27 protein-coding genes are annotated in these 25,215 nt (G+C 60.2%); 13 read left to right on the forward strand and 14 right to left on the reverse strand.

Annotated features, from left to right (window positions below):
* Window positions 1–4 precede the first annotated feature (4 nt).
* Window positions 5–613 (forward strand): GGDEF domain-containing protein, encoded by a 609-nt coding sequence (locus tag J2046_RS24585; RefSeq protein WP_210056373.1) that lies wholly within the window; start codon window positions 5–7, stop codon window positions 611–613.
* 18 nt (window positions 614–631) lie between these two features.
* Here J2046_RS24585 and J2046_RS24590 read toward each other — a convergent pair whose 3' ends face one another.
* Both J2046_RS24590 and J2046_RS24595 read right to left on the reverse strand, forming a co-directional pair.
* Complete coding sequence (locus tag J2046_RS24590) at window positions 632–1,660, reverse strand: GlxA family transcriptional regulator (protein WP_210056375.1); 1,029 nt, start codon at window positions 1,658–1,660, stop codon at window positions 632–634.
* Between the two features lie 226 nt (window positions 1,661–1,886).
* Window positions 1,887–2,096, reverse strand: a complete 210-nt coding sequence (locus tag J2046_RS24595; protein ID WP_037147219.1) for a hypothetical protein — start codon at window positions 2,094–2,096, stop codon at window positions 1,887–1,889.
* Window positions 2,097–2,307: 211 nt separating this feature from the next.
* On the opposite strand from J2046_RS24595, the gene J2046_RS24600 reads away from it, so the two are divergent.
* The gene (locus J2046_RS24600) at window positions 2,308–3,204 is read left to right on the forward strand and encodes a LysR family transcriptional regulator (protein WP_152601054.1); all 897 of its coding nucleotides are present in this window, start codon (window positions 2,308–2,310) and stop codon (window positions 3,202–3,204) included.
* A gap of 42 nt (window positions 3,205–3,246) precedes the next feature.
* Here the strand turns inward: J2046_RS24600 and J2046_RS24605 are convergent, their stop codons facing one another.
* The 5 genes from J2046_RS24605 to J2046_RS24625 form a co-directional block, all read right to left on the reverse strand.
* Window positions 3,247–5,277 (reverse strand): ASKHA domain-containing protein, encoded by a 2,031-nt coding sequence (locus J2046_RS24605; protein ID WP_210056377.1) that lies wholly within the window; start codon window positions 5,275–5,277, stop codon window positions 3,247–3,249.
* Window positions 5,278–5,310: 33 nt separating this feature from the next.
* Window positions 5,311–6,270 (reverse strand): methyltetrahydrofolate cobalamin methyltransferase, encoded by a 960-nt coding sequence (locus tag J2046_RS24610; protein ID WP_210056379.1) that lies wholly within the window; start codon window positions 6,268–6,270, stop codon window positions 5,311–5,313.
* A 34-nt stretch (window positions 6,271–6,304) separates the two neighbouring features.
* On the reverse strand, window positions 6,305–6,628 hold the full coding sequence (locus J2046_RS24615; protein WP_210056381.1) for a virulence factor: 324 nt from the start codon (window positions 6,626–6,628) through the stop codon (window positions 6,305–6,307).
* Window positions 6,629–6,718: 90 nt separating this feature from the next.
* Window positions 6,719–7,495: a formyl transferase gene (locus J2046_RS24620; RefSeq protein ID WP_210056383.1), complete on the reverse strand. Its 777-nt coding sequence runs from the start codon at window positions 7,493–7,495 to the stop codon at window positions 6,719–6,721.
* A gap of 54 nt (window positions 7,496–7,549) precedes the next feature.
* Window positions 7,550–8,185 carry a DUF1638 domain-containing protein gene (locus J2046_RS24625; RefSeq protein ID WP_407722075.1) on the reverse strand — a complete coding sequence of 212 codons (636 nt, stop codon included), beginning with the start codon at window positions 8,183–8,185 and terminating at the stop codon, window positions 7,550–7,552.
* Window positions 8,186–8,250: 65 nt separating this feature from the next.
* On the opposite strand from J2046_RS24625, the gene J2046_RS24630 reads away from it, so the two are divergent.
* Window positions 8,251–8,364 carry an entericidin domain-containing protein gene (locus tag J2046_RS24630; RefSeq protein WP_233470280.1) on the forward strand — a complete coding sequence of 38 codons (114 nt, stop codon included), beginning with the start codon at window positions 8,251–8,253 and terminating at the stop codon, window positions 8,362–8,364.
* Between the two features lie 32 nt (window positions 8,365–8,396).
* On the opposite strand, the gene J2046_RS24635 is transcribed toward J2046_RS24630, so the two are convergent.
* Window positions 8,397–9,098 carry a corrinoid protein gene (locus J2046_RS24635; protein WP_210056387.1) on the reverse strand — a complete coding sequence of 234 codons (702 nt, stop codon included), beginning with the start codon at window positions 9,096–9,098 and terminating at the stop codon, window positions 8,397–8,399.
* A gap of 257 nt (window positions 9,099–9,355) precedes the next feature.
* Here J2046_RS24635 and J2046_RS24640 point away from each other — a divergent pair, with 257 nt between their 5' ends.
* Entirely contained in the window at window positions 9,356–10,930 is a 1,575-nt protein-coding gene (locus J2046_RS24640; protein ID WP_210056578.1) for a trimethylamine methyltransferase family protein, read from the forward strand.
* Between the two features lie 101 nt (window positions 10,931–11,031).
* The gene (locus J2046_RS24645) at window positions 11,032–11,706 is read left to right on the forward strand and encodes a 4Fe-4S dicluster domain-containing protein (protein ID WP_210056389.1); all 675 of its coding nucleotides are present in this window, start codon (window positions 11,032–11,034) and stop codon (window positions 11,704–11,706) included.
* Here the strand turns inward: J2046_RS24645 and J2046_RS24650 are convergent.
* The 5 genes from J2046_RS24650 to J2046_RS24670 all read right to left on the reverse strand — a co-directional run bounded on the left by J2046_RS24650 (window position 11,703) and on the right by J2046_RS24670 (window position 16,338).
* A complete protein-coding gene (locus J2046_RS24650) occupies window positions 11,703–12,053 on the reverse strand; it encodes a hypothetical protein (RefSeq protein ID WP_210056391.1) in 351 nt (116 codons plus the stop codon). The genes J2046_RS24645 and J2046_RS24650 overlap by 4 nt on opposite strands.
* 16 nt (window positions 12,054–12,069) lie before the next feature.
* Window positions 12,070–13,083, reverse strand: coding sequence for a betaine--homocysteine S-methyltransferase (bmt, locus tag J2046_RS24655; protein ID WP_210056393.1), 1,014 nt, complete (start codon window positions 13,081–13,083; stop codon window positions 12,070–12,072).
* Between the two features lie 53 nt (window positions 13,084–13,136).
* On the reverse strand, window positions 13,137–14,231 hold the full coding sequence (locus tag J2046_RS24660) for a quaternary amine ABC transporter ATP-binding protein (RefSeq protein WP_210056395.1): 1,095 nt from the start codon (window positions 14,229–14,231) through the stop codon (window positions 13,137–13,139).
* Window positions 14,224–15,132 carry an ABC transporter permease gene (locus J2046_RS24665; RefSeq protein WP_210056396.1) on the reverse strand — a complete coding sequence of 303 codons (909 nt, stop codon included), beginning with the start codon at window positions 15,130–15,132 and terminating at the stop codon, window positions 14,224–14,226. Before J2046_RS24665 ends, J2046_RS24660 begins: the two co-directional genes overlap by 8 nt.
* A gap of 210 nt (window positions 15,133–15,342) precedes the next feature.
* Entirely contained in the window at window positions 15,343–16,338 is a 996-nt protein-coding gene (locus tag J2046_RS24670) for an ABC transporter substrate-binding protein (protein WP_210056398.1), read from the reverse strand.
* A gap of 799 nt (window positions 16,339–17,137) precedes the next feature.
* On the opposite strand from J2046_RS24670, the gene cobU reads away from it, so the two are divergent.
* The gene (gene cobU / locus J2046_RS24675) at window positions 17,138–17,659 is read left to right on the forward strand and encodes a bifunctional adenosylcobinamide kinase/adenosylcobinamide-phosphate guanylyltransferase (RefSeq protein WP_210056400.1); all 522 of its coding nucleotides are present in this window, start codon (window positions 17,138–17,140) and stop codon (window positions 17,657–17,659) included.
* Here the strand turns inward: cobU and J2046_RS24680 are convergent.
* Window positions 17,656–18,441, reverse strand: coding sequence for a TSUP family transporter (locus J2046_RS24680; protein ID WP_210056401.1), 786 nt, complete (start codon window positions 18,439–18,441; stop codon window positions 17,656–17,658). The two genes, cobU and J2046_RS24680, sit on opposite strands and share 4 nt — an antisense overlap.
* A gap of 179 nt (window positions 18,442–18,620) precedes the next feature.
* On the opposite strand from J2046_RS24680, the gene J2046_RS24685 reads away from it, so the two are divergent.
* The 7 genes from J2046_RS24685 (at window position 18,621) to J2046_RS24715 (ending at window position 25,128) form a co-directional block, all read left to right on the forward strand.
* Window positions 18,621–19,595 (forward strand): nucleoside hydrolase, encoded by a 975-nt coding sequence (locus J2046_RS24685; RefSeq protein ID WP_210056403.1) that lies wholly within the window; start codon window positions 18,621–18,623, stop codon window positions 19,593–19,595.
* Window positions 19,596–19,697: 102 nt separating this feature from the next.
* Entirely contained in the window at window positions 19,698–19,982 is a 285-nt protein-coding gene (locus J2046_RS24690) for an acyl carrier protein (protein WP_003495848.1), read from the forward strand.
* A gap of 18 nt (window positions 19,983–20,000) precedes the next feature.
* Window positions 20,001–20,474 (forward strand): 3-hydroxyacyl-ACP dehydratase FabZ family protein, encoded by a 474-nt coding sequence (locus J2046_RS24695; protein ID WP_210056405.1) that lies wholly within the window; start codon window positions 20,001–20,003, stop codon window positions 20,472–20,474.
* Between the two features lie 132 nt (window positions 20,475–20,606).
* Complete coding sequence (locus tag J2046_RS24700) at window positions 20,607–21,806, forward strand: beta-ketoacyl-ACP synthase (RefSeq protein WP_210056406.1); 1,200 nt, start codon at window positions 20,607–20,609, stop codon at window positions 21,804–21,806.
* 11 nt (window positions 21,807–21,817) lie between these two features.
* A complete protein-coding gene (locus tag J2046_RS24705) occupies window positions 21,818–23,104 on the forward strand; it encodes a beta-ketoacyl-ACP synthase (RefSeq protein ID WP_210056407.1) in 1,287 nt (428 codons plus the stop codon).
* 59 nt (window positions 23,105–23,163) lie between these two features.
* The gene (locus tag J2046_RS24710) at window positions 23,164–24,192 is read left to right on the forward strand and encodes a zinc-binding dehydrogenase (protein WP_210056408.1); all 1,029 of its coding nucleotides are present in this window, start codon (window positions 23,164–23,166) and stop codon (window positions 24,190–24,192) included.
* 6 nt (window positions 24,193–24,198) lie between these two features.
* Window positions 24,199–25,128, forward strand: a complete 930-nt coding sequence (locus tag J2046_RS24715) for a lipid A biosynthesis lauroyl acyltransferase (protein WP_037148477.1) — start codon at window positions 24,199–24,201, stop codon at window positions 25,126–25,128.
* Window positions 25,129–25,215 lie beyond the last annotated feature (87 nt).

A 25,215-nucleotide genomic window follows, 5' to 3' on the forward strand; every position in this document is an offset into this window, starting at 1 on the left:
TTGCATGCCCTATCATCAAAGCCATCACATCCGGGAAACGGAGCATCTGACCTATGGTCGGGCGGCGCCATCTCGGGCGCAATCGGAAGCGACGGAGCCGGCTACCGATCCCTTGACCGGTCTTCCGACCCTGAAGGAGTTTTATCGCCTCGGTCAGCCTCTGGTCGAGGCGTGCCTGTCGCAAGGGGTTCCCTGCGCGGTCGCCATTGTCGATATCGATCACTTCCGACGGCTGAACGAGACCTGCTGCGAGGAAACCGTCAGCCAGGTGCTGAAGGCAATTGCCGCAAAGCTTGATGCTGCCTGTGATGGCAGCCGACATCTGCTCGCTCGTCTGGACGACGAGGAATTTGGCCTATTTCTGATCGGTCTCGACGGCGCAGCGGCGATGGATTTTTGCGAGAAGCTACGACTGGAGATTGCTTCCAAGCGGTTCGTGGCCGGAGACAGCGATTTCTCGGTCACCGTTTCAATCGGGCTGGCGAAAGTCTGTGGCCCGGAGATGTTTGACAACTATCTCAATGCCGCCGAGCAATTCCTGTTTATGGCCAAGAGCCATGGACGCAATCAGGTCTTTTCGGAGTTTACGGTTGTATTGCAGGTCGCGGGCTAACCGGCCGATTCCAATTGCTCAGACCACGACGCCGGTGCGTGACGTATTCGTATTGAGCTTGCGTTCGGCACGCTCCTGTTGCGGCGAACGGTTGTAGACCTCGCGGTAGCATTTCGAGAAATGCGAGGCGGAAACGAAGCCACAGGCAACCGCCACTTCCACGACCGGCATGGAGGACTGGACCAATAGGTGTCGGGCGCGGTCAAGGCGGATCTCGAGATAATAGCGTGCCGGGGAGCGACCCATTTCCTGGCGAAAGAGGCGTTCGATCTGGCGGCGGGAAAGGCCCGCATCGTCAGCGATCTCCACCAGCGACAGCGGCTCGGAGAGATTGTTCTCCATCAGTTCGATGATCGACAGCACTTTGGCATTCTGCACGCCCAGTCGGGCACGCAGGGGAAGGCGTTGGCGGTCATGCGGATTGCGCACCCGATCGGTCAATTGCTGCTCGCATACCCGGTTGACGAGGTTCTCGCCGAAATCCTGGCCGATCAGGTTCAGCATCATGTCGAGCGATGCTGTGCCGCCGGCACAGGTATAGAGATTTGAATCGACCTCGTAGAGGTCCGCATAGACCTCCGCCTGCGGAAAGGCTTCGGCAAAACCGGGGAGATTTTCCCAATGAATGGCGCACCGCTTGCCGTTCAGGAGACCGGCCTGTGCAAGCACGTGAGCGCCTGTGCAGAGGCTGCCGACCGCAATGCCGCGGTTGTAAGTTTCCCGAAGCCAGGCGTTCACCGACTTGTTGCGGAATTCTTCTACATAAATACCGGAACAGACGATCACCATGTTCGGACGGTTTTCGCCGGAAAGGTAGCGCCGTTCGTCGGTGAGCGATGAATTCACTTCGAGGCCGATGCCGCTCGATGAATAGACTTTTTCACCATCGACCGAACAGAGCCGCCAGGTATAGGCGGAATAACCAAGCATGCGATTGGCAATACGAAGGGTTTCGACGGCCGCCGAAAACGGCAGCATTGTGAAGTGCGGTACGAGAAAGAAGACGAGGGAACGCTTCTTCATCGGGCTTTTGCTCGTCAGATCCATGCTCTCATTCCCCTATCAATGGCCGTACTTTGCGGCCCGCTTATACTTTAAAAGCGACATTGACACGGAAAAATAAGGCGGAGAAGGGCTTTTGACGACAGGCCGATGATATTTTTGCGACACGGGCGGGTCGCAGGCGTGATCCCTTTGCGAATTGCCTTCCGGAACGGCAATCCAAAATGCACGGCCCGTGCCATATCAACGATACGGGCCGTGCGTCGGGAGGTTATTTACGATCGGTTGCTGCATTGGTCGTCGGCCATCCGATATCCTTGCGGATCTCCGCGGGCAGGCCCTCAAGCACCTTTTCCGTCTGGCGGCGGCGGCGTTCGTTGCGGACTTTCAGGATGAGAAAGAGAGCCGGGCGTAGAAACGAGGCGAACGATGACGGCCGAAACCGGGAGCGATCGCTCTCCTGATAGGTAATCATGGTCATGGCAGTTCTCCTTGGGTATTTCATGGACGGCGCAGACTGGGAGATTGAGCGCTGTCAATCCATCAATCAATCAGATGCAAGTGATGCGTCTCATGAAATTCTGTTTGGTATGGACGCTTGCTTCCGATGATTTGCAGTATGTCGGCCATTTGACATTCAATCAAACGAAATGATATCGTTCTTAAATTCAGATTTTTTGATGGAGGCCGCCATGACAGTACCTTTCCGTCCGCCGCTCCCGTTGCTCGACAACGATGTGCTGCGAACCTTTGTGGCGATTGCAGAGACAGGAAATTTCTCCACCGCTGCGGAGGCGGTATTGCGCACACCGTCAGCGGTATCGATGCAGATCAAGAAGCTCGAAGAGCAACTTAAGACGACGCTCTTCCTGCGTGATGCCCGCTCCGTAACGCTCACTCAGCACGGCGAAATGCTGCTCTCCTACGCGCGGCGCATGCTGGCACTCTCCAATGAAGCGGTATCGCGTTTCGTCATGCCCGAGCTTTCAGGCGTCGTTCGGCTCGGTGCGCCGGATGATATAGCCGAGCGTATCCTGCCGAAGGTCCTCAAGAATTTCGGGGAGGCTTTTCCCGGCATCATGGTGGACGTCACGGTAGACATGAGCATACAGCTCAGGAAGCGCATGGAGGAACAGCGCCTCGACCTGACGCTGATCAATTGCGCCACGCGGCCGTTTCCCACGAGTGGCGAGGTGATCCATACCGAAAAACTGGTCTGGGCCGGTGCCAAGTGCGGTACTGCCTATCTGCGCGATCCTCTGCCGATCTCCGTCTGGGAGGATGGCTGCGTCTGGCGCCAGGATGCCGTCTCGCAGCTCGAAAAGCACAAGCGGCCTTATCGTATCGCCTATGCCAGTGCACATACGATGGCGCAAAGGGCGGCGGTCGTTTCCGATCTGGCGATCGCGCCGTTCCCGCTGTCCTATGTGACGGATGACATGCAGGTTCTCGGCCCGAAGGAAGGCTTGCCGGAGTTGTTCAGCTTCGACATCCGGCTGCTGACCGCGCCGCAGCTCTCGCACCCTGCCAAGGCAGTGGCGGAAAGCGTCCGCGAGGCCTTTGGCAGCCTTATCGCTGCTGCAGCTTGATCTATCGCTCGGCTGTTGTCCGGTCTCGCCGGATCGCGCTTGTCACTCGCGGCCGCGACGACGCCTGCGGCCGCCTTCGCCGGCATCAGCCAAAACTTTGCGCTCCGGCAGTGTCACGACCGCTGCAAGATGCGGGAAGGCATCGATCTTGTTCGGCAAAGCCATGGCAGCAACGAAATGCTCCTGAAATCTTGGTTCAAGAGCGGTTTCTATCTTGTCGATTTTCCTCACCGTTTCCTCGATTTCACGACGATACTCGCGATTGAGCAGACACATGCGCGCACCCGTGCCTGCGGCATTGCCGACCGCCTTGACCTTGGACAGATCACAGTCCGGGATCAGACCCAGCACCATGGCGTATTTCGGGTCGATGAAAGTGCCGAAAGCGCCCGCAAGTCCGATCCGATCGACTTGGGTCACGCCCTGCTTGTCCATCAGCAGTTTCACGCCGGCGTAGAGTGCCGCTTTGGCAAGCTGGATGGCGCGCACGTCATTCTGCGTCACGGTGAGGCGCTGCTCTCCATCATGCAGCAGATAGGAGAAGGTGCGGCCGTTCTGCAAGATTCGCGGCGACCGCTCCGCAAGCGTCCCGTCCACAACGCCGTCCTCCGAAATGATGCCGGCGAGATACATCTCGGCGATAACCTCGATGATGCCTGAGCCGCAGATGCCGGTGACGCCGGTCGCGGCCGCTGCTTCGGCAAAACCCGGCTCGTCGGACCATTGCTCGACGCCGATCAGCCGGAAACGCGGTTCCAGCGTCAGAGGATCGATACGGACGCGCTCGATGGCACCGGGTGCCGCCCGCTGGCCGGAGGAGATTTCTGCACCTTCGAAGGCCGGCCCGGTTGGCGATGAAGCCGCGACCACGCGACTTGAGTTGCCGAGCACGATTTCGGCATTCGTGCCGATATCGACCAGGAGCATCATCTCGTCCTGCCGGTGGGGGCCTTCCGACAGCGTTGCCCCCGCGGCGTCGGCACCGACATGGCCTGCGATGCAGGGCAGGACATAGGTGCGAGTTCCCTCGTTCATCGGCAGGCCGATTTCCGACGATTTCACCCGCACCGCACCGGAGACCGCCAGCGCAAACGGTGCTCCGCCGAGCTCGGTAGGATCGATGCCCAGAAAGAGATGGTGCATGATCGGGTTGCCGACGAAGACGCTGTCAAGGATATCGCCGCGCGACACGCCGCCCTCCGCGCACACTTTGTCGATCAGCCCGTTCAAGGCTTCGCGCACGGCGAGCGTCATCGCCTCGCGGCCGTCCGGGTTCATCATCACGTAGGAGACGCGGCTCATCAGGTCTTCGCCGAAGCGGATTTGCGGGTTCGATGTGCCGGCGGACGCCACGGTGCGGCCCGAAAGCAGCGAGGAGAGATGCATGGCGATCGTCGTCGAGCCGATGTCGCAGGCTATCCCATAGGCTTCATTCTTGAGACCCGGATAGAGCGCGACGAGGCGAGGGCATTCGTCCTCCCGATCCTTGTGGATCGCGGCCGTTACCTTCCATTCGCCCTTGCGCAGGATCGACTGAACCTTCGGGATCAGGTGGAAATCCACATCGAGATCATCGAAATGCCAGTCTGCGGCAAGTGCGGCCTTCAGCCGGTCGAGATCGCCGAGCGGCTTTTCCATATCCGGCTCTTCGACTTCCACGTAACACATGCGGAGCGCTGCGTTGCGGTCGAACACACGCTCGTCGGCCGCCTTGCGGACGACCTGCGCATTGATCACCGTGTCCTGCGGTACGTCGATGACGAGGTCGCCGAGAATCAGAGCAGAGCAGGAGAGGCGGCGCCCTTCAGGCAGGCTGCGCACGCGATCGTAACGCTCCTCTTTCGGTCCGATCCGGGAAAGATGGTCGTGAGAGGAAGTGACGCCGTGCTTGGCGAAATGTCCCTCCTGCACGGAGATCTGGCAGCGGCCGCAGGTCGCCCGGCCGCCGCAGACGCTCTCCACATAGACGCCAAGCTGGCGCGCGGCTTCGAGCACCGGCGTGCCGACCGGAAACCGACCGCGCTTGCCGGACGGCATGAAGAGGACGAGGGGATGGGCGGCGGTATCATTCATCTTGTCATTGTCTCACGCGCTTCGAGGCGCGTTCTACTCCATTCTTGCACCAGCGCCAGCCCGGGCGGCACGGCCTCCGCGGCGACCGGCAGATGCAGCGGCAGGCGTCGCCGCGGCGGCTCCACCTTCCGCCGGCTTGTAGTCGCGATAGGTCATGATCCAGTTGCCGCAATTCTGGTCCGTGCCGTTCAGGACGTTGGCGGCGCGGACGGCTTCCATTTCCTGCGGACGGCAGGGGTTCATGATCGCCGACGTCATGCCGGCGCCGATCACCATCGGGATGAAGCCCGCATTGATGCCGTGGCGGTGGGGCAGGCCGAAGGAGATGTTGGAGAGACCGCAGGTGGTGTTGACCTTCAGTTCCTCGCGCAGGCGTCGCAGGAGCGCAAAGACCTGCAGACCGGCCGATCCCAGCGCGCCGATCGGCATGACCAGCGGATCGACGACGATGTCATGCGCCTTGATGCCGTGGTCGGCGGCGCGCTCGACGATCTTCCTGGCGACGGCGAAACGCACGTCCGGGTCCATGGAAATGCCGGTCTCGTCGTTGGAGATCGCCACGACCGGCACGTCGTATTTCCTGCAAAGCGGCAGGATCGCTTCGAGCTTTTCTTCTTCGCCGGTGACGGAATTGACGAGCGGCCGCCCCTTGGCGACCTTCAGCGCCGCCTCGATTGCGGCCGTTACGGAACTGTCGATCGACAGCGGCACGTCGACGAGGCCCTGTACGATTTCCAGGGTCCGGACGAGGAGCGGGGGTTCCGTTTCGTTCGGGTTGACGGCGGTCACGCCGGCATTGACATCGAGCATAGTGGCGCCGGCGGCGACCTGTTCCAGCGCATCCCTGATGACGGTGTCGAAATTGCCTTCCACCATTTCCGCCGCGAGTTTCTTGCGGCCGGTCGGGTTGATGCGTTCGCCGATCACGCAGAAGGGCTGGTCGAAGCCGATCACGACTTCCCGGGTTGCGGATGCAACAATGGTGCGGGTCATTAATTCCTCCAGGCCTTCCTCTCGGGTGCCGAAATTACGTGTTCGTCTTGGTATGCCAGACCGTCTCGCGCCCGCCTGCTTTTACCAGCGTCACGAGGCGCTCCTTGTCATAAGCCGCTTCAAGCTCGGCTGCGGCCCGATCGGCCTCGATCTCCAGATCATCGGAAACGACGACAGGATCCGCCTTGCGCCATTCGGCGAGGTAATCATCCGTCTCCGAAGCGCCGGTGCGCATGGCGCACATGTCGATCGCTTCGGTGAAGCGCAGCGACAGTTCGCGCTTGGCGGTCTGGCGGCCCTTTTTGATGATCACCTGTGCCGGAATGTCCCGCCAGTAGACGATGATTCGGTCGGCCATGATTTCCTCCGTGTCGAGAACGAGCATGCACGGGCAGGGCGCGGGGGACTGCGCTTGCCACGACGTCGCACAGAGCAAAAAGCGACGCGGCTACCAGATGCCCTTGGTGAAACCGTGATAGACCCATGTCCAGATCGTCGGCGGAAAGCGCAGGACGGAGGGCCCTTGGGGTCGATAGGGCTTCAACGTACCGCCGATCGCATCCTGTAGAGCGCGAACGCTAATGTCGACGCAAGCCGCCGTCATCAGCAGCGGGTAGGTGGCGAGGCTGTCGGCACGGGAGGGCGTCAGCCGCTTCTCGTACAGCGTTCCGCCGGTGTCGATGCCCTTGTCCACCAGATGCACGGTCGCGCCGAAGTTCTTCTCGTCGCCTTCGACGAGCGACCAGTATCCGCCCATCTGGCCGCGATACATGGGATTGATTCCTGCGTGAAAATTGACGACCGGGCAGGGGATAGCGGCGAGTGTCTGCGGCGACAGGATACGGCAGGAAATGGTGAAGATCGCAGCCGGCTGCAGCTTTGTCACCATGGCGTGACAGGCGGGATCATTCAGTGACGGTACACAGGTCACCGGAATGGCGGGGTCTGGCTCGGCGGACAGGCCGTAATCGCGGATGATCTCTGCCGATCGTCTTGCGGCAACGTTCTTGCCGAGTCTGGAGGCAACCATGGTGACGAGCTGACCGATCGCGGTCGCCCAGCCGAAGCGCCTGGCACGGCGTCTTAACAGCGCGCCCTTCGTTTCAGGTTGTTCCTCGATCACATGCAAATCGGGAAAATGCCGGGCGAGCGCATTGATCATCACCTGCGGATTGGTCCCGCCGGCGGTCATCACCACGATCCGAGAAGAGCCCTGTTCCTGCATCTGCCGCCCCTTGTTCACAAAGCGGCACTCTTCTCGTGAAGCCGAAAGAAACCGTTAAGCCGAGCGTAACGCTTGCGTGAGGTCGCCGTAGCCGGTGAAGCGATATTCGTAGGAGAGGCCGAGATAATCAGCCGCCGCACGCGCTTTTTCCTGCAACGTCTCATCTTCCTGCTGGGAGAGATAGACGAGCTTGCGGTAATTGCCGAAATACATGTCCTTCAGTTCGGGGTGCCTGTCGAGGCCAAGTGGCTGGACGACGAAGGCTTCGAACTGGCGAGCGAGGAAATCCGTCAGGAAGAAAGAGAGCAGATCGTCATCGGCCTTGGCCGCAAAGGCCTCGTTGCCGGCGAAGAATGAGTAGCAATGCGGTCCTTCGATCCGCGCGATGCCCTCGCGTTCGCACAACCGATCGATCGCGCCGCCAGTGCCGCAATCCGCATAGGCGAAGAAAATCCTCTCGAAGCCGTTCTGACGCGCCTCCGCGACCGCCTTTTCGAGTCCCGGCACGATTTTCTGGGGATAGGCATGCCAGATCGCCGGCAGGCAGTTGAGATCGATATGGTCGAGTCCACTCTGTTCGCAGACCGCGAGAATCTCCCGCGCGATGGCCCCGCAGGCGATCACGTGAACCTTTTCGCGGTTTGAGCGTTCCTTCGCCGGAAATTCTCTTTCCGGAACAATTCGATCCATTTCCATCGGAGTATTCTATCATGACGGCCAGAACAGTCACGGTGATCGCCGCGCTTTTCGCGACGATGGTTTCGCTTTCCTCCTGCGGCAATACGATCCGCGGCGTGGGTCAGGACACGGCGAATGCTGTCGACGCCACCCAGGATGCCGGCCGCCGCGTCGAACGTGCTGCTCGCTGATTAGACTGAACCGCCTTCGCCGCTGGCCAGTCTCAGACGCCGGCGGCGAGGCTGTTGTGCCTGCGCCGAATGAACTCCTTCGCCGTTTCGACGGTGACTGCGGCATCGCGGCAATAGGCATCGGCGCCGACCGCCTTGCCGAACTCCTCGTTGAGCGGTGCACCACCCACCAGCACGATATAATCGTCGCGGATCCCCTTTTCCTTCATCGTGTCGATAACGACCTTCATATAGGGCATGGTCGTGGTCAAAAGCGCCGACATGCCGATGATGTCGGGCTTTTCCCGCTCGATCGCATCCAGATAGTTCTCAACAGGGTTGTTGATGCCGAGGTCGATGACGTCGAAACCGGCACCTTCCATCATCATGCCGACCAGGTTCTTACCAATATCGTGGATATCGCCCTTGACTGTGCCGATGACCATCTTGCCAAGCTTCGGCGCGCCGGTCTCAGCGAGCAGCGGACGCAGGATCGACATGCCGGCCTTCATTGCATTGGCTGACAGCAGCACTTCCGGCACGAAGAGGATGCCGTCGCGGAAATCGATGCCGACGATGCGCATGCCCTCGACCAGCGCCTTGGTCAGGACATCGTAAGGCGTCCAGCCGCGCTCCAACAGGATATTCGTGGCCTCCTCGATCTCCTCCTTGAGGCCATCGTAAAGGTCATCGTGCATCTGCTGCACGAGTTCCTCGTCGGAAAGTTCCGAAAGGATGATTTCGTCATCGGACATGGGATTCTTCCCTTCACGTTCGCGGGGCCGGGCAAATCAGACGCTCACCGTCTTCGAATATCTGTACCTTCAAATCGTTTCGCAATTTCTTTCGTATGCGACAGCCGTGCGTCGGAAAAACGACGGATGACGAACGTCAAGAAATGTCTGTCCTGCACAAACCCGTGACGCAGAAAGGCAGGGCTCGGCTTGCACATGAGCCTAGCATGGCGCATCAGAAGGAATGCGCAAAGAGCGGCGCGAAGGCGAGGAACATCATGGACGATCTGAACCAGCAAACGGAACCGGCAGGCGGCGTGGGACGACGCGGCCGCGGCGAACGGGGCGCGGCGGGCCGCCGGGCAGCACGCGCGGGTGGCGGTCCGGGGGCCTCCTTGCCCTATATCACCCGGAGGATCGGCGTCTATGACGTGCTCGACGAAGAAGGCCTGCAGCTCATCGAGCGTAATGCCGACACGATCCTCGAAGAGATCGGCATCGAGTTTCGCGACGACGAGGAAGCACTCGACCTCTGGAGACAAGCCGGCGCCGACGTTCAGGGCCACCGGGTGCATTTCCCGAAAGGGCTCTGCCGCGAACTTTTGAAGACCGCGCCGAAAGAGTTCACCTGGCACGCGCGCAATCCGGCACGTAGCGTGCAAATCGGCGGCAACGCAACCGTTTTCGCGCCGGTCTACGGACCGCCCTTCGTGCGCGACCTCGATGGCAAGCGGCGTTACGCGACCATCGAGGATTTCCGCAATTTCGTGAAGCTCGCCTACATGGCACCTTCCATGCATTCCTCGGGCGGTACGGTCTGCGAACCGGTTGATATTCCGGTCAACAAGCGCCATCTCGACATGGTTTACAGCCATATCAAATATTCCGACAAACCCTTCATGGGGTCGGTCACCGCTCCGGAGCGGGCCGAGGATACGGTCGCCATGGCGAAGATCGTCTTCGGCGACGACTTCGTCGAAAACAATTGCGTGACGCTGAACCTCATCAACGCCAATTCACCGATGGTTTTCGACGGCACCATGCTCGGAGCGCTGAAGGTTTATGCGCGGCACAACCAGGCCTCTGTCGTCTCGCCCTTCATCCTGTCGGGCGCCATGAGCCCGGTCACGGTCGCAGGTACGCTGACGCAGATCCTCGCCGAAGTGCTGGCGGGCGCGTCTTTCTCGCAGCTGATCCGAAAGGGCTCGCCGGTTCTGTTCGGCACGTTTGCGGCATCGATCTCCATGCAATCGGGCGCACCGACCTTCGGCACGCCGGAGCCGTCGCTCGTTTCCTATGGAGCGGCCCAGCTTGCCCGCCGCCTCGGCCTGCCGTTCCGCACTGGCGGTTCGCTTTGCGGCTCGAAGGTGCCGGATGCGCAAGCCGCGCATGAATCCTCCAATACGCTCAACACGACGCTGCTTGCCGGCACGAATTTTGTCCTGCATGCGGCGGGCTGGCTGGAGGGCGGCCTCGTCAGTTCCTATGAGAAATTCATGATCGACCAGGACCAGCTCGGCATGATGCAGAAGATGGCGCAAGGCGTCGATCTTTCGGAAGAAGGTCAGGCGCTTTCGGCAATCCGCGAAGTCGGACCGGGGAGCCATTATCTCGGCTGCACCCATACCCAGGCGCATTTCCAGACAGCTTTCTACCGCTCGGCGCTTGCTGACAACAATTCGTTCGAGCAGTGGGAGATCGAGGGAGAGAAGCGGATCGAGCAGCGCGCCAATGCGCTCTGCCGTGCATGGCTCGATTCCTACGAGGCGCCGCCGCTCGACCCGGCGATCGATGAAGCCCTGCTTGCCTTCATCAAGGATCGCAAGGATTCCATGCCTGACGCCTTTACTTGAAGAGAGCCCGAGGCCGCCAGGGAGCAAGGCGGCGCCAAGATGGTTGCCGACTTCATCCAGGAAGGAGTCTGGCGCCCGCACTACAAGCATCAGGGGCCGCAATGAGCGGCCTCTCGGCTGTTCTCGACCGGATTTCAGAGGCGCTTGAGCCGCATGGTATCTTCGCCCGTGGCATCGCTAGTTTCGGACCGGACGAGGGGCCATTGCTGGCGGATGGCTCGAGGGCGCGATCGGTCGTGTTGCTCGGCAATCTGGGCGGATCGTTATGGCCGTCTTTTGCCAGATGGCGTCGGAGTTATGATGGCCCCGATCCGCTCGATATGTGGTCGAAACAACGGATCCGGCCATTGGCAGAAGAACTCGGAGCAACCGCTTATTTCCCCTCCGATCCGCCTTGGCAGCCGTTTCAGCAATGGGCAATGAAGGCGGAAGGGCTGAAACCTTCCCCGCTCGGCATCCTGATCCATCCGCAATACGGCCTGTGGCACGGCTATCGCGGCGCGCTCGGTTTTCCGTTCGAGATCGCAACCGACATCACCAAGTCCGGCCATCCTTGCGATACCTGCCTGGAAAAGTCTTGCCTTACAGCCTGTCCGGTGACGGCGATCAGCCTATCCGGCTTCGATATCGCGGCCTGTCGCTCCTATCTCGCCAGCGAGAGTGGTAAGAAAGCCTGCATGATTTACGGCTGTCTGGCGCGCAACGCCTGCCCGATCGGCGCGGAATTCCGCTACCCGCCCGAACAGCTCCGCTTCCACATGGAGGCGCTGATCTAGATTTTTGCCTTGGGATAAGCCCGTTCCAATCCGCCGGAACGGGTCAGTCCTTCGCGGAAGGCGGCGTAGGCCGGGTGCTGGCTCGACTTGGCGGACTCCATCAATCGCATCTGCAGTCGGGCAGGGGCCGTATTGCCGATCCACTCGCCGCATTTTTGCAGCTTCAGCGAGTTGAGAAACCGCGCCTCCGATGCCTGATCGAGATAGAGATGCAGGCCATCAAGCAGCAGGTCGTCGGAGGTCGGGTTGTCCATCAGTAGCGTGAGCCACGACTGGTTCTCCGGCGAAAACCCTGCAAGGCTTTCCGCCACCGTCTCCCGGCTGCCGATCGGAGATATGCTTGCCATCTGGTCCTCCTCGGCGCTAGCCGCGGCGGCGACGTCTTTCCCGGCCGGAATCGCCGCCCGATTCACTGGCGGTCTTATTGCGCAGCGGGCCGATCTTGTCGACGATTTCCTCGATCGTCGGCCGTGGATGTGGCGTATAGTCATCAAGGGCCTTGCGCATGGCCGCCAGATGCTCACAGGACGTGCCGCAGCATCCACCGATGATCCTTGCACCGGCATCGCGGGCGAGTCTCGCATATTCGGCCATCAGCGGCGGCGTGCCGGAATAGAATATCTCCGCACCGCGATATTCCGGAATGCCGCAATTGCCCTTGACGATAGTGATGGCTTCCGGGTCGGCCGTAGTGATGTCGAGCAGGCTCGAAAGGATATCCGACGCGCCGACTCCGCAATTGGCGCCGACGGCGACCGGGCCTTCGCCGACGCTGCTTGCGACGCCGTGGATGTCCTTGGGGTCGAGACCCATCATGGTCTTGCCCGCCGTGTCGAAGGACCCGGTATAGGTATAGGGCAGGCCGACCTTCGCGGCGGCCTCTGCAGCGGCACGGATCTCCTCCGGCGAGGACATGGTCTCGATCCAGGCGATTTCGGCACCACCAGCCTTCAAGCCTTCGATCTGCTCTGCGAAGGCAGATACGGCGTCTTCATAGGAAAGCGCGCCGAGTGGTATCAGGAGTTCGCCAGTCGGGCCGACCGAGCCGGCGACGATCACCTTGCGGCCTGCCTTTTCGGCAACCGAACGCGCGATTTCCGCAGCCCGTTTGTTGAGGTCATAGACCCGGTCATCGGCCTTATGCAGCTTCAGCCTGTGTCGGGTGCCACCGAAGGAGTTGGTCAGGATGATGTCGGCGCCTGCATCGACGAAATCCTGATGCAGTTTTTCGATCTTCTCCGGCGCCGTTTCATTCCAGAGTTCCGGCGCCTCGCCCGCTTCGAGCCCCATGGCGAAGAGATTGGTACCGGTCGCGCCATCCGCCAGCAGCACGCCTTTTTCATTGAGAAGTTCGGTCAGCGCGTTGACAGTCGGCATCCTGGCTCTCCTTGCATCGGAAATCGATCATATAAAGATTTCTTTATATGCGTTCAAGTCGCAGCCATCTGCCTCTTCGCGACGTTGGTGTCTCTTATTCCGTCGCTTCCTTTTTCCCTCTCGCGGCTGGCTGGCATGACCATGGCGGCTATGATGGTCTGAAGGTCCAGCATGCCACTCGGCGTTCCACTCCCGTCCACCACGACTGCGCGTGATTGGCCTGCCTCGGTCATTTGCCTGGCGGCGGCTTCCAGTGTCGCGTCGGCTGCGAGTCGCAGGCCATCCGGCGTATCGTCGAGCGGCCGCATGACCGTGCGAGCCCGGATGACGCGGCCGCGGTTCACTTCCTTGACGAAGGCGGTGATGTAGTCATCGGCCGGTGACAGCACGATCTCCTGGCCGGTCCCCTGTTGGATTACCTGCCCGTCGCGCAGGATAGCGATCTTGTCGCCAAGCCTGAGCGCCTCGTCGAGATCGTGAGTGATGAAGACGACGGTTTTCCTGAGTTCTGCCTGGAGGTCAAGCAGCACGGTCTGCATGTCGACGCGAATCAACGGATCGAGCGCCGAAAAGGCCTCGTCCATCAACAGGATATCGGCATCGTTGGTGAGCGCCCGGGCCAGGCCGACCCGCTGCTGCATGCCGCCGGAAAGCTGGTTCGGATAGTGCTTTTCAAAACCGGCAAGCCCGACGCGTTCGATCCAGTACTGACCGCGCTTGAGGCTTTCGGAGCGTGGAATGCCCTGGATATCGAGTCCGTAGACCGTGTTTTCGATGACTGTCCGATGTGGCAGGAGCGCGAATTTCTGGAAGACCATCGCCGTCTTGTGGCGGCGGAATTCGCGCAGGTCCTTTTCGTTCATCCGGCAGATATCGATGCCGTCATAGACGACCTCGCCCGTGGTCGGCTCGATCAGCCGGTTGATATGGCGGATCAGGGTGGACTTGCCGGAACCGGAAAGCCCCATCACCACGGTGATGCCGCCCGCTTGCATCGAGATGTCTATGTCCTTCAAACCCAGCACATGGCCGTGCTTTTCATTGAGTTCGGCCTTGGTCATGCCGGCCTTGACGGCCTCGATATAATCGCGGCCGAAAGGCCCGAATATCTTGTAGAGGCCTCTGATCTCGATGCCATGACTAGCCATGAACCACCTCCGAATGCTTCTGTAGCCGTTTACCGAAGGCCTGGCTGGTCCGGTCGAAGATGATCGCGATCGCCACCAGCGCGAAACCGTTCAAGAACCCGAAGGTGAAGAACTGGTTGTTGATGGCTTGCAGGGTATTTCTGCCAAGCCCGCCGACGCCGACCATGGAGGCAACCACGACCATGGCGAGCGACATCATGATCGTCTGGTTGATGCCGGCCATTATGGTGGGGAGTGCGAGCGGCATCTGCACGTTCCAGAGCTTTTGAGCAGGCGAGGAGCCGAAGGCATCGGCCGCCTCCAGCACTTCCTTGTCGACCAGGCGAATACCAAGATTGGTCAGCCGGATCATCGGCGGTACGGCATAGATCACCACCGCGATCAGCCCCGGCACTTTGCCGATCCCGAAAATCACAACCACGGGAATGAGATACACGAAGCTCGGCATGGTCTGCATCACGTCCAGGATTGGATTGATAGCGCCCTGGATCCGATCGGAGCGAGCCATCAGGATGCCGATCGGCAGACCGATGACGATAGCAATCAGGGTGGCCACCGTCACGATCGCGAGCGTCACCATCGTATCGCCCCACAGTCCGGACATGCCGATCAGCAGCATGCCGACCGCCGTGCCGATGGTGATGCGGAGGCTGCGGCTACCGAGATAGACGATCGCCAGCATGATCATCAGCACGACGATCCAGGGCGAATTGGTGAAGAGCCGCTCCAGATAGTTCAGGAACCATTGCAGAGGCGCAGTCACGGCGTCTATGACGTGACCATATTCCCTTACGAGCCCCTTGAAGCCGTCGTCGATTAACTTGCGTGCATCACGAATATACTGATCACTGATAGCCGGGAATTTACAGAGAATGCCCGGCACGAAATCGCAGATCGCCATGCTTTTCCCCTTGTCTGTTCTATATTTTGCCTTTCGCAACCCGACATGGCTTTCCGGGTGCGGCGGCAATTTCCGGCACGTTTCCGCGTCGGGAGTATCGCCCGGCGACAACTCCCATGCACCACCGCAGACGACATCGAGCGACGTCCACGACAAATGCGGTTGCCGGAGGCAACGCCCGGAGCGTCGCCTTCGGCATGTCCATTACCTTCAGAGGGACGCTTTGATCTTATCGGCGACTTCCGGCGAGACCCACTTGGTCCAAACCTCCGGCATGGTTTCGAGGAAGTGCTTGGCAGCGTCCTCGTTGGTGCCCTGGTTGTCCGTCTGCCACGCGAGAATGCTGTTGACCGTCGCGTTGCTCCATTTGCGATTCTTGATGTAGTCCATCGCAACGCCTGCCTTCTCGGCAAACTGCTTAGTGACAACGGTGAAGGCTTGCGAGGTCGGATAGGAGTTGACCTTGGGGTTTGCGCAGTCCGGCACTGCAGTGCAGGCGTCCCACTCGGCCTTGTCGTGCGGTACGTCGAAGGAGAGCTTCACCATCTCGTATTTGCCGAGGATGGCCGTTGGCGCCCAATAATATCCGAGCCACCCGGTCTTCTTTTCGAAAGCGCTGGCGATCGACCCGTCAAGGCCGGCTGCGGAACCCGTATCAACCAGTTCGAAGCCTTTGTCCTGTGCTGCGAGCGCCTTGTACAGATTGGCGGTCGAAACCTGGCAGTTCCATCCCGAGGGGCAGTTGGTCACCGCACCCTTCGACGGGTCTTCGGGGGCCGGGAACAGATCCGGATGCGCGAGCGCCTGTTGAACCGTCTTGATGTCCGGGTGAGCGTCGGCCAGGAATTTCGGAATCCACCAGCCCTCCACGGCGCCGTCGGCGAGGATCTCCGCAGCGATGATCAGCCGGCCTTCGGCAGCGGCCTGGTCGAGCAGGGTGCGCACCGAATTGATCCAGAATTCCGGCGCCATATCCGGCTGACTTTTCTCATTCATGGAGGTGAAGGTCGGCATCGTGTCGCCCGAGACGAGTTCGACAGTGCAATCATACCCTTCTTCAAGAATGATCTTGTCGACATTGGCCGCGACACCCGCCGAGGCCCAGTTCATCTCCGCAATCGAAATCGAGCCGCAATCGGCCTGTGCCGATCCGGCAAAGGCATAAAGACCGGCGGCGAAGACAGTGGAAGCAAGCAGTTTTTTCATCTTAAGACCTCCCAGTCTTATCGTTCCAAATGTTCACTTCGGTGGATGTCCGGCAAGGCCATCCGCTAGCGCGGGCGCAGTGCATACAACCGGTGGATGCTGCCGCACAGACGTTGCTGGGGCAATGCGTCTTTTCACATCTGCGGAATGCTGTCACAGATACTGCGCATTTATATGTCAGCCCAATGCAAGGTACGGTTTCCCCAAGAGAAATCAACCTGTCCCGGGCAAGCGCGCAACGCCCGGGCAAATATCAAATCTTTGTCTGAGCTCGATTCCCGGTCGAAAAATCATCATTTGCCATCGTTCTCAGCGACAATTCCAGCGTGCGGAACAGATGGTACATGGTACGCGAAAAAGTCACGCCCGAGATTTGACGTTTTGTAGTCGATTAGCGCCGTTTTCCAGCAGCCCGAAATTTTTCGAAAAAGACAAAAAATAAGAAATTCACGCAGCTTACCGTCCGTAATAACTATCCGGTAAGAATGTCGCGCTATTGGTTTCAATGCGGGCGGTTAGCTTGCCTTTGGCACCGGATCAGGTAGTGCGTACCGGTTGCCCTTGCTTCCCCAACAGGGGCTTAACCTTTGCGGCGAGGGATGTTTTCATCTTCCGATTGTTGTCGGATTCACCGCCGTCACATCCGAGCGGGCCTTGAGACAGCGGAGATTGACACCTATCTCCAAAGCCTTCACCATTGCCAGGCAATGCAAGTCCAGAGTCATCACCACCAACAGGGCCGGACGCCTCTCTTGTCTACGAATCGTCCGGTCCCCTCTGGAACAGGCTCCTTCCTTCCATGACACGCTCCGGTCACGTCACGTTCGTCCTCGGCGGTGCCCGCTCGGGCAAATCTAGCTTTTCCGAAAAACTCGCCCGGGAGACCGGCTTTGAATGCCACTATATTGCGACCGGCCGCGCCTATGACGACGAAATGCGGCAGCGGATCGCCCGTCACCGAGCCGATCGCGGCGAAGGATGGGTGACACATGAAGTGCCGGTCGATCTCATGTCGTGTCTCGAAGCCATCAATGCACCGGGCAGGGTAGCGCTTGTCGATTGTCTCACGCTCTGGATCACCAACCTCATGATGGAAGATCGGGATATCGATGCGGCAGGCGAAACGCTTGTCCGAAGCTTCGCTCCCCTTACGGGCCGTCTGATCCTCGTTTCCAACGAGGTGGGGCTTGGCATCGTACCGGAGAACAGAATGGCGAGGGAGTTCCGAGACCATGCCGGGCGCCTGCATCAGAAGATCGCCGCGGCGGCTGATGAGGTCTTCTTCATCGCCGCCGGTCTGCCGCTGAAGATGAAGGGTTAGAAACCGAGCCAGATCCGCGCCGGATGGGCCGGATCGGCGAGCAGTTTAAGCGCCAGAGCAAGGCACGAAAGAACCAGCAGCGGCCTGATCAGCTTTGCGCCGTTCCTCATCGCCATCCGCGAGCCGACTTGAGCACCGAAGAACTGGCCGACCCCCATCAGAAGGCCGATCTTCCAGAGTACCGAACCCGTTGTGGCAAAGACCAGGAAGGAGCCGAAGTTCGATCCGAGATTGATGAGCTTGGTATGGGCAGTCGCTTTCAGCATGCCGAAACCGGCAAGCAAAACGAAGCCGAGCATATAGAAGGAGCCCGCACCCGGACCGAACACACCGTCGTAAAGCCCCACCAAGGGAACAACCGTCAGGCCGAAAACAAACGGAGTCACCCGTTGGTGGCTGTCGCTGTCGTTGAGGTTCGGTTTGACTGCGAAAAAGACGGCAATCGCGATCAGCAGGAAGGGGATTGCTGCCGCGAGCCACTTGGCCGGCACCATGGAGGCGAGTATGGCGCCTATGGCTCCGCCGAGAAGCGACATGGCCGCCATCGGCAGCTGTTTTCTTAAGTTGACATGACCGCGCCGGGCATAGGCGATTGTCGCCGAAGCAGAACCGAATTGCGATTGCAGCTTGTTCGTTGCGATCGATTCCAGTGGCGGAATGCCGGCGATCAGCATAGCCGGAATGGTAATAAGCCCGCCGCCACCGGCGATCGAATCCACAAAACCGGCAAAAAAAGAGGCGAGGAAAAGCATCAGGACTAGATGCGAGGCGAGGTCGTTCAAGGAAAAAACTCGGTAAGCGGCGAAATGCGCGAACTAAGACGCGGCGCGCTTCTCGCATCGAATGTGGATTGACGCAAGGCAATCTCGCTCGAAGTCGCCATGCCGCCGGGGATTGCGCTGCAAATGTTTGGCGCTATTGTGCGCCGCCTTGAAAGCGGCCGAATATGGGGATGAAGCATATGCATAAGGTCATTTTTGATACGGATCCGGGCGTTGATGACGCCATGGCCCTGCTTTTCCTGCATCGGCATCCCGAGATCGACCTTCTCGGCGTGACGACGGTCTTCGGCAATGTGCCGCTGGAGTTGACCACCCGCAATGCGCAATTCCTGCATCGGGAATGGAATATCTCCGCACCCATCTCGGTTGGCGCCGAAAGCACGCTCGATCCGTCGCGCCGTGACGACCGAGCGGCATCAGTCGTGCATGGCGCCGACGGCCTCGGTAATATCGGCGTGCCGCAGACGATCGACTGGCCGCTTGATTCGCGTCCTGCCTACCAGTTCATCATCGAGACCGTGCGGGCCAATCCGGGCGAGGTGACGCTGGTTGCCGTTGGGCGCATGACAAACCTCGCTTTGGCGCTGAGGGCTGATCCGGGCATCGCAGACCTCGTCAAGGAAGTGGTCGTCATGGGCGGCGCCTTCGATGTGATCGGCAACGTGACGCCTGCTGCCGAGGCGAATATCCACGGCGATCCGGAAGCGGCCGATGTTCTTTTCACAGCACCGTGGAAAGTGACCATCGCCGGGCTCGACGTGACGATGAAGACGATCATGACCGCCGAATATCTCGACGTTATGGTCAAATCAGGCGGCCCGTCCGTACAGCTCCTGTCGGACCTGTCGCAGTATTACATCGACTTCTACAAGAGCCGCGTCGGCATTGCCGGCATGGCCGTGCATGACAGCACGGCCTGCGTCTATCTGGTCCGGCCGGACCTTTTTACCCTGCGCAGCGGTGCTGTGCGCGTCGTCTGTGGCGGCATTGCCGACGGCGCGACGATCCAGTCGCCGGACCATGGCCGCAAATTCACCGGAAGCCCCTGGGATGGTCACCCGAGCCAGCGGGTCTGCACGGATGTCCGATCCGAAGAGGTGCTGGAAGTCATCCGTGCGGCGCTGGTGGAAGGTCGCCATTCGATTGCTGTTTAGGCAACAGTTCCAGCGCAAATTGACGCTCTCGAAAACGAGGCCATTGGCATTTGAGATCGATTTCCCTATGTGGGACGTTGATTTTGATATTCTTCAGAGGACATGGGCGTGACTGCTACATTCGACAAAGTTGCCGACATCATCGCTGAGACCAGCGAAATCGATCGCGAAACGATCACGCCGGAAAGCCATACGATCGATGACCTGGGCATCGACAGCCTCGACTTTCTGGATATCGTCTTTGCCATCGACAAGGAATTCGGCATCAAGATTCCGCTGGAACAGTGGACGCAGGAAGTAAACGAAGGCAAGGTTTCGACCGAGGAATATTTCGTCCTCAAGAACCTCTGCGCAAAGATCGACGAGCTGAGGGCGGCAAAGGGCTGACCGCCCGCCGACAATCTCATGCTGCTCGAGTATTTCCAGATGATCGACCGCGTTGTGGCGGTCGATCTAGGCGCCAAACTCCTCAAGGCGCGATCGGTCGTGCCGGCTAAAAGCCCGGTCTTCGAAGGCCATTTTCCCGGAATGCCGCTGGTTCCGGGCGTCCTCCTGATCGAAACCATGGCGCAGGCCTCGGGTTTCCTGGTGCTCGCCGCCACGAATTTTGCCGCCATGCCGTTCCTGATGTCGGTCGACGGCGCCAAGATGCGCACTTTCGTCGAACCGAATGCCGTCCTCGACATCGAGGCGTTTCTGGAGCATGAGGGTTCCGGCTACGCCGTCACCAAGGCTAAGATTTCCAGTGCCGGAAAGAAGGTCTGCGACGCGCAGCTCAAGCTGCGCACCATGACCTTCAGCGAAATCCCGCTGGCGCCGATTGTCCGCAAGCGCGCGGAAGAGGTCGGCCTTATGGACGCGCTCGCCGCAAAGGCCTAATAGCCATTCATCGTTCACGACGATGAATGGCTCCGCATTTTTATTTTGACGCAATTCCGGACGGAAAACCGGTTTCCATGTTCCTGGATTTGCTGGAAGCTCATCCATCAGCCGATGGGCAAAGAGGACACCATGAAGTCTGACAATGATGTCGTGATTACCGGGATCGGGATCGTTACCTGCCAGGGCGTCGGGAAGGAGCCGCACGTTGCGCTTCTCTCCTCCGCCGATGCGGGTGCGCCCAGAGTCGAGACGGAACGTTTCGCTCCCTATCCGGTCCATCCTATGCCGGAAATCGACTGGTCGGCGCAAATCCCGAAGCGCGGTGACCAGCGCCAGATGGAGAACTGGCAGCGGCTCGGCGTCTTTTCAGCCGGTCTTGCGCTCGACGATGCCGGTCTCAAGACCGATGCGGAAGTCTGCGGCTCGATGGACATGATCGTCGCCGCCGGCGGCGGCGAACGCGATATCAAGGTCGATTCCCTGATCGTCGACGAAGCGCTGAAGCGCAATGACCGCGAGATGCTGCTCAACGAGAAACTGACGACCGAGCTTCGACCGACGCTGTTCCTTGCGCAGCTTTCCAATCTCGTCGCCGGCAATATTTCTATCGTCCATAAGGTCACCGGCTCGTCGCGAACCTTCATGGGCGAGGAATCGGCTGGTATTTCTGCCGTTGAAACGGCTTTCCACCGCATCAAGGCGGGCCAGTCGAGCCACAGCCTCGTCGGCGGCGCCTTCGTTGCCGAGCGTGCCGACATCATCCTGCTTGTCGAGGGTATCCGCGCCCATGCGACGGGGGACTGGCATCCGATCTGGTCACGATCCCCGGACAATGGCGGTGGCTTGATCATGGGGTCGGTCGGCGCTTTCCTGGTACTCGAATCCCGCGCGCATGCCGAAGCCCGTGGCGCGCATATCTATGCCGTCGTCGACGCGATCGAAGGCGATCGCGGCAATCGCGACGAAGACAAGCTCGAAAAGCGCCTGACGCGGCTTGCCGGCCATGCCTCGGGTCTTTCGAAGAACGATACGGTCGTCTTCTCCGGGACGAGCGGCCTTGTCGATCTTGCCGCCCGTGAAAAGCTGCTGCTTGAGAAGGAGTTTCCGGGAATGCCGATCCGCGCCTATGGCGGTGTGACCGGACACGGCATGGAGGCGCAATTCCCGCTTGGCCTTGCACTTGCGGCACTCAGCTTGGATGGCGCCGCGCGCATTCCTACATTCGATGCCCAGAACGAACAGCCGATGACGACGCCCGCCAAGCATGCGGTGGTGACGACGGTCGGCTATACGCGCGGCGAGGGACTTGCCGTCCTCTCGGCCGCGTAAAGGAGATTTTGATGAGCGACAATCGCTTCAAGGATCATCTCGGCCGCCCGATCGTCGCCGTCACCGGCATGGGCGTCATGACCTCGCTCGGTCAGGGGCTTGCCGACAACTGGGCAGCGCTGACCGCCGGCACATCCGGCATCCACAAGACCACTCGTTTTCCGACGGACAAGCTTTCCACCCGGATCAGCGGCACTGTCGACTTCATTCCCGTTCCGGCTGAAAATTCCGTCGAACGTTCCTTTGCCTTTGCGCGTGAAACCACCGTGGAGGCGCTCGCCCAGGCGGGTCTTTCAGGCGATTTCGACGGTCCGCTGTTTCTCGCGGCCCCTCCGGTCGAGCCGGAATGGAGCGACCGTTTCGCGCTTGCCGACCGCGCTCCGCCGTCGAAGACGGAAGGCGACGCCTATGACCGCTTCCTGGCGGCCATGCGCGAGCGTCCCGATCCCGTCTTCCTCGAAGCCGTGCAGTTTGGCTCGATCTCCGAGCGTCTTTCCGATGCATTTGGCACGCGCGGGCTTCCGGTAACGCTCTCGACGGCCTGTGCGTCCGGCGCCACCGCGATCCAGCTTGGCGTGGAGGCGATCCGCCAGGGCCGTACCGATCGCGCGCTGACTGTCGCGACCGACGGCTCGGTGAGTGCCGAAGCGCTTATCCGCTTCTCGCTGCTCTCCGCGCTTTCCACCCAGAACGATCCACCGGAAAAGGCGTCGAAACCATTCAGCAAGGATCGCGACGGTTTTGTCATCGCCGAAGGTGCGGCAACCCTGGTGCTCGAATCGCTGGAATCGGCGATTGCTCGTGGTGCCAAGATCCTCGGTATCATGAAGGGCTGCGGCGAAAAGGCGGACCATTTCCATCGCACGCGTTCCTCTCCGGATGGCGGCCCGGCGATCGCCACGATCCGCGCGGCACTTGCTGATGCCGGCATGGACGAAACCGGGATCGGCTATATCAACGCCCACGGCACGTCGACGCCGGAAAACGACAAGATGGAATATGGCGCTATGCTCGCCGTCTTCGGCGACGGCCTGAAGAACATTCCCGTCTCGTCGAACAAATCCATGATCGGGCATACGCTGACGGCCGCAGGCGCCGTGGAAGCCGTCTTCTCGATCCAGACGATGCTTACAGGCACGTTGCCGCCGACCATCAACTACACCAATCCCGATCCGACGATCGTGCTCGATGTGGTGCCGAACAGGAAACGGGACGCTCAGGCCAAGGCCGTGCTTTCGAACTCCTTCGGCTTCGGTGGACAGAATGCCAGCCTTGTCATGGCGCTGGAACCGGCTTAGAGACCGTCGCCAATCACGTTTGACGAGTTGGAACGCCTCCGGGCGAGGGAAAATTTATTATGCGCGCTCTGCAACTGATCGATGACCGCAAGCTCGAGGTCGTGGACATCCCTGAACCCGAGGCGCCCGGGCCGGGTGAGGTCACGTTGCGGGTCAAAGCCGTGGCGCTTAACCACATCGACGTCTGGGGCTGGCGCGGCATGGCGTTTGCCAAGCGCAAGATGCCGCTGACTATCGGCGCGGAGGCCTCCGGTGTCGTCGAGGCGATCGGTCCGGGCGTCTCGAATGTCCTGCCGGGCCAGCTCGTGTCGATCTACGGCGCGCGCACCTGCGGTCTCTGCAAGCCCTGCCGCGAAAAGCGCGACAATCTCTGTGAAAACGTTTCCGGCGTGCACGGTTTTCATCTCGACGGTTTTGCCCAGGAGAAGGCCAATCTTCCTGCGCGCCTTCTCGTGCCGGCGCCTCCGGGCGTCGATGCGGTGGGCGCAGCACTCGCACCGGTCACCTTCGGCACGGTGGAGCATATGCTCTTCGACAATGCCAGGCTCCAGCCGGGCGAGACGATCCTCGTGCATGCCGGCGGCTCCGGTATCGGCACCGCGGCGATCCAGCTCGCCAAGAAGACGGGCTGCACCGTCATCACCACCGTCGGCTCCGACGACAAGATCGAACGGGCGAAGGCTCTCGGAGCCGATCACGTCATCAACTATCGCACCGACCGATTCGAAGGCGTGGTGCGCAAACTCACCAAAAAGAAGGGCGTCGACGTAGTTTTCGAACATGTCGGCAAGGATACCTGGGCCGGCTCGATGCTGTCCATGAAACGAGGCGGGCGGCTCGTCACCTGCGGCTCGACCTCCGGCGTCTCGACTGAGATGAACCTGATGATGCTCTTCCAGCAGCAGTTGAAACTGCTCGGCTCCTTCGGCTGCCGCATGGAGAATATGGCAGACGCCATGCAGAAGATGGCCCAGGGTATCGTCCGCCCGGTCATCGACACGGAAGTCACCTTCGACGAGATCGACAAGGCGCTGGAGCGCATGGAAACCCGCCAGGTCTTCGGCAAGATCGTGCTCCGCATGGATTGAATGCCCTTGAAGCTCTTCCTCACACGGATCGTCATCGCGCTTAGAAACTTCCAGCAATGGCTGGTGGCGCTGGTTGCGTTTGGCTTCCTCAATCTTCTCAAGGTTTTTCCTGCGGATCCAGCGATACGATTTGCCGATCGCATGGCGCGTCGTATCGGCCCTAGGCTCGGCCGTCACAAGCTGATGCTCGTCAACCTGCGTAATGCATACCCGGAAAAGACCGACGAAGAGCTGGAGCAGATCGCGATCGCGAGCTGGGGCCATATGGGAAGGCTTGCGGCCGAATATGTTTTCCTCGACCGATTGTTCGATTTCGATCCGGAAAGAACGGAGCCGGGCAGGGTGGAGGTGTCGGGCATTCCGATCTTCGTCGACCTGCGCGACAATCCGCGACCCTTCATCGTCTTCACGGCACATACCGGCAACTTCGAGCTCTTGCCGGTCGCGGGAAAAGCCTTCGGTCTGGAGGTCATGGTGCTCTTCCGGCCGCCGAACAACCCGTATATCGCGGAAAAAGTCTTTGCCTTCCGTGCCAGCCGTATGGGCCAGCTCGTGCCTTCGCATGCGGGTTCGTCCTTTGCGCTCGCCCGCCGGCTGGAACAGGGCGGCGGCGTCGGCGTGCTGGTCGACCAGAAGTTTCGCAAGGGCCTTATGACGACGTTCTTCGGCAGGCCGGTGCAAACCAACCCGCTGCTCGCCAAACTCGTCCGGCAGTTCAACGCGGAGGTCTATCCGGCGCGTTGCATCCGTCTGCCCGACAACCGCTACCGGCTGGAGATCGAGCCGAAGATCGAACTGCCGCGCGACGAAAAGGGTAATCTCGACCTCCAGGCTACCGGCCAGATGCTCAACGACAAGGTGGAAAGCTGGGTGCGGGAGTATCCCGAGCAATGGCTGTGGTACCACGACCGGTGGCATATCAAGCGGTATCTGTAGATCTTAACAGATGACCCCTGGATACAACTTGGAGCCGCATGGCTGAGCGTTCTACGTTAAGTCATCGACCAGAATTTGGGTCCGGCC

This window comes from Neorhizobium petrolearium (assembly GCF_017873175.1).
Lineage (GTDB): Bacteria > Pseudomonadota > Alphaproteobacteria > Rhizobiales > Rhizobiaceae > Neorhizobium > Neorhizobium petrolearium.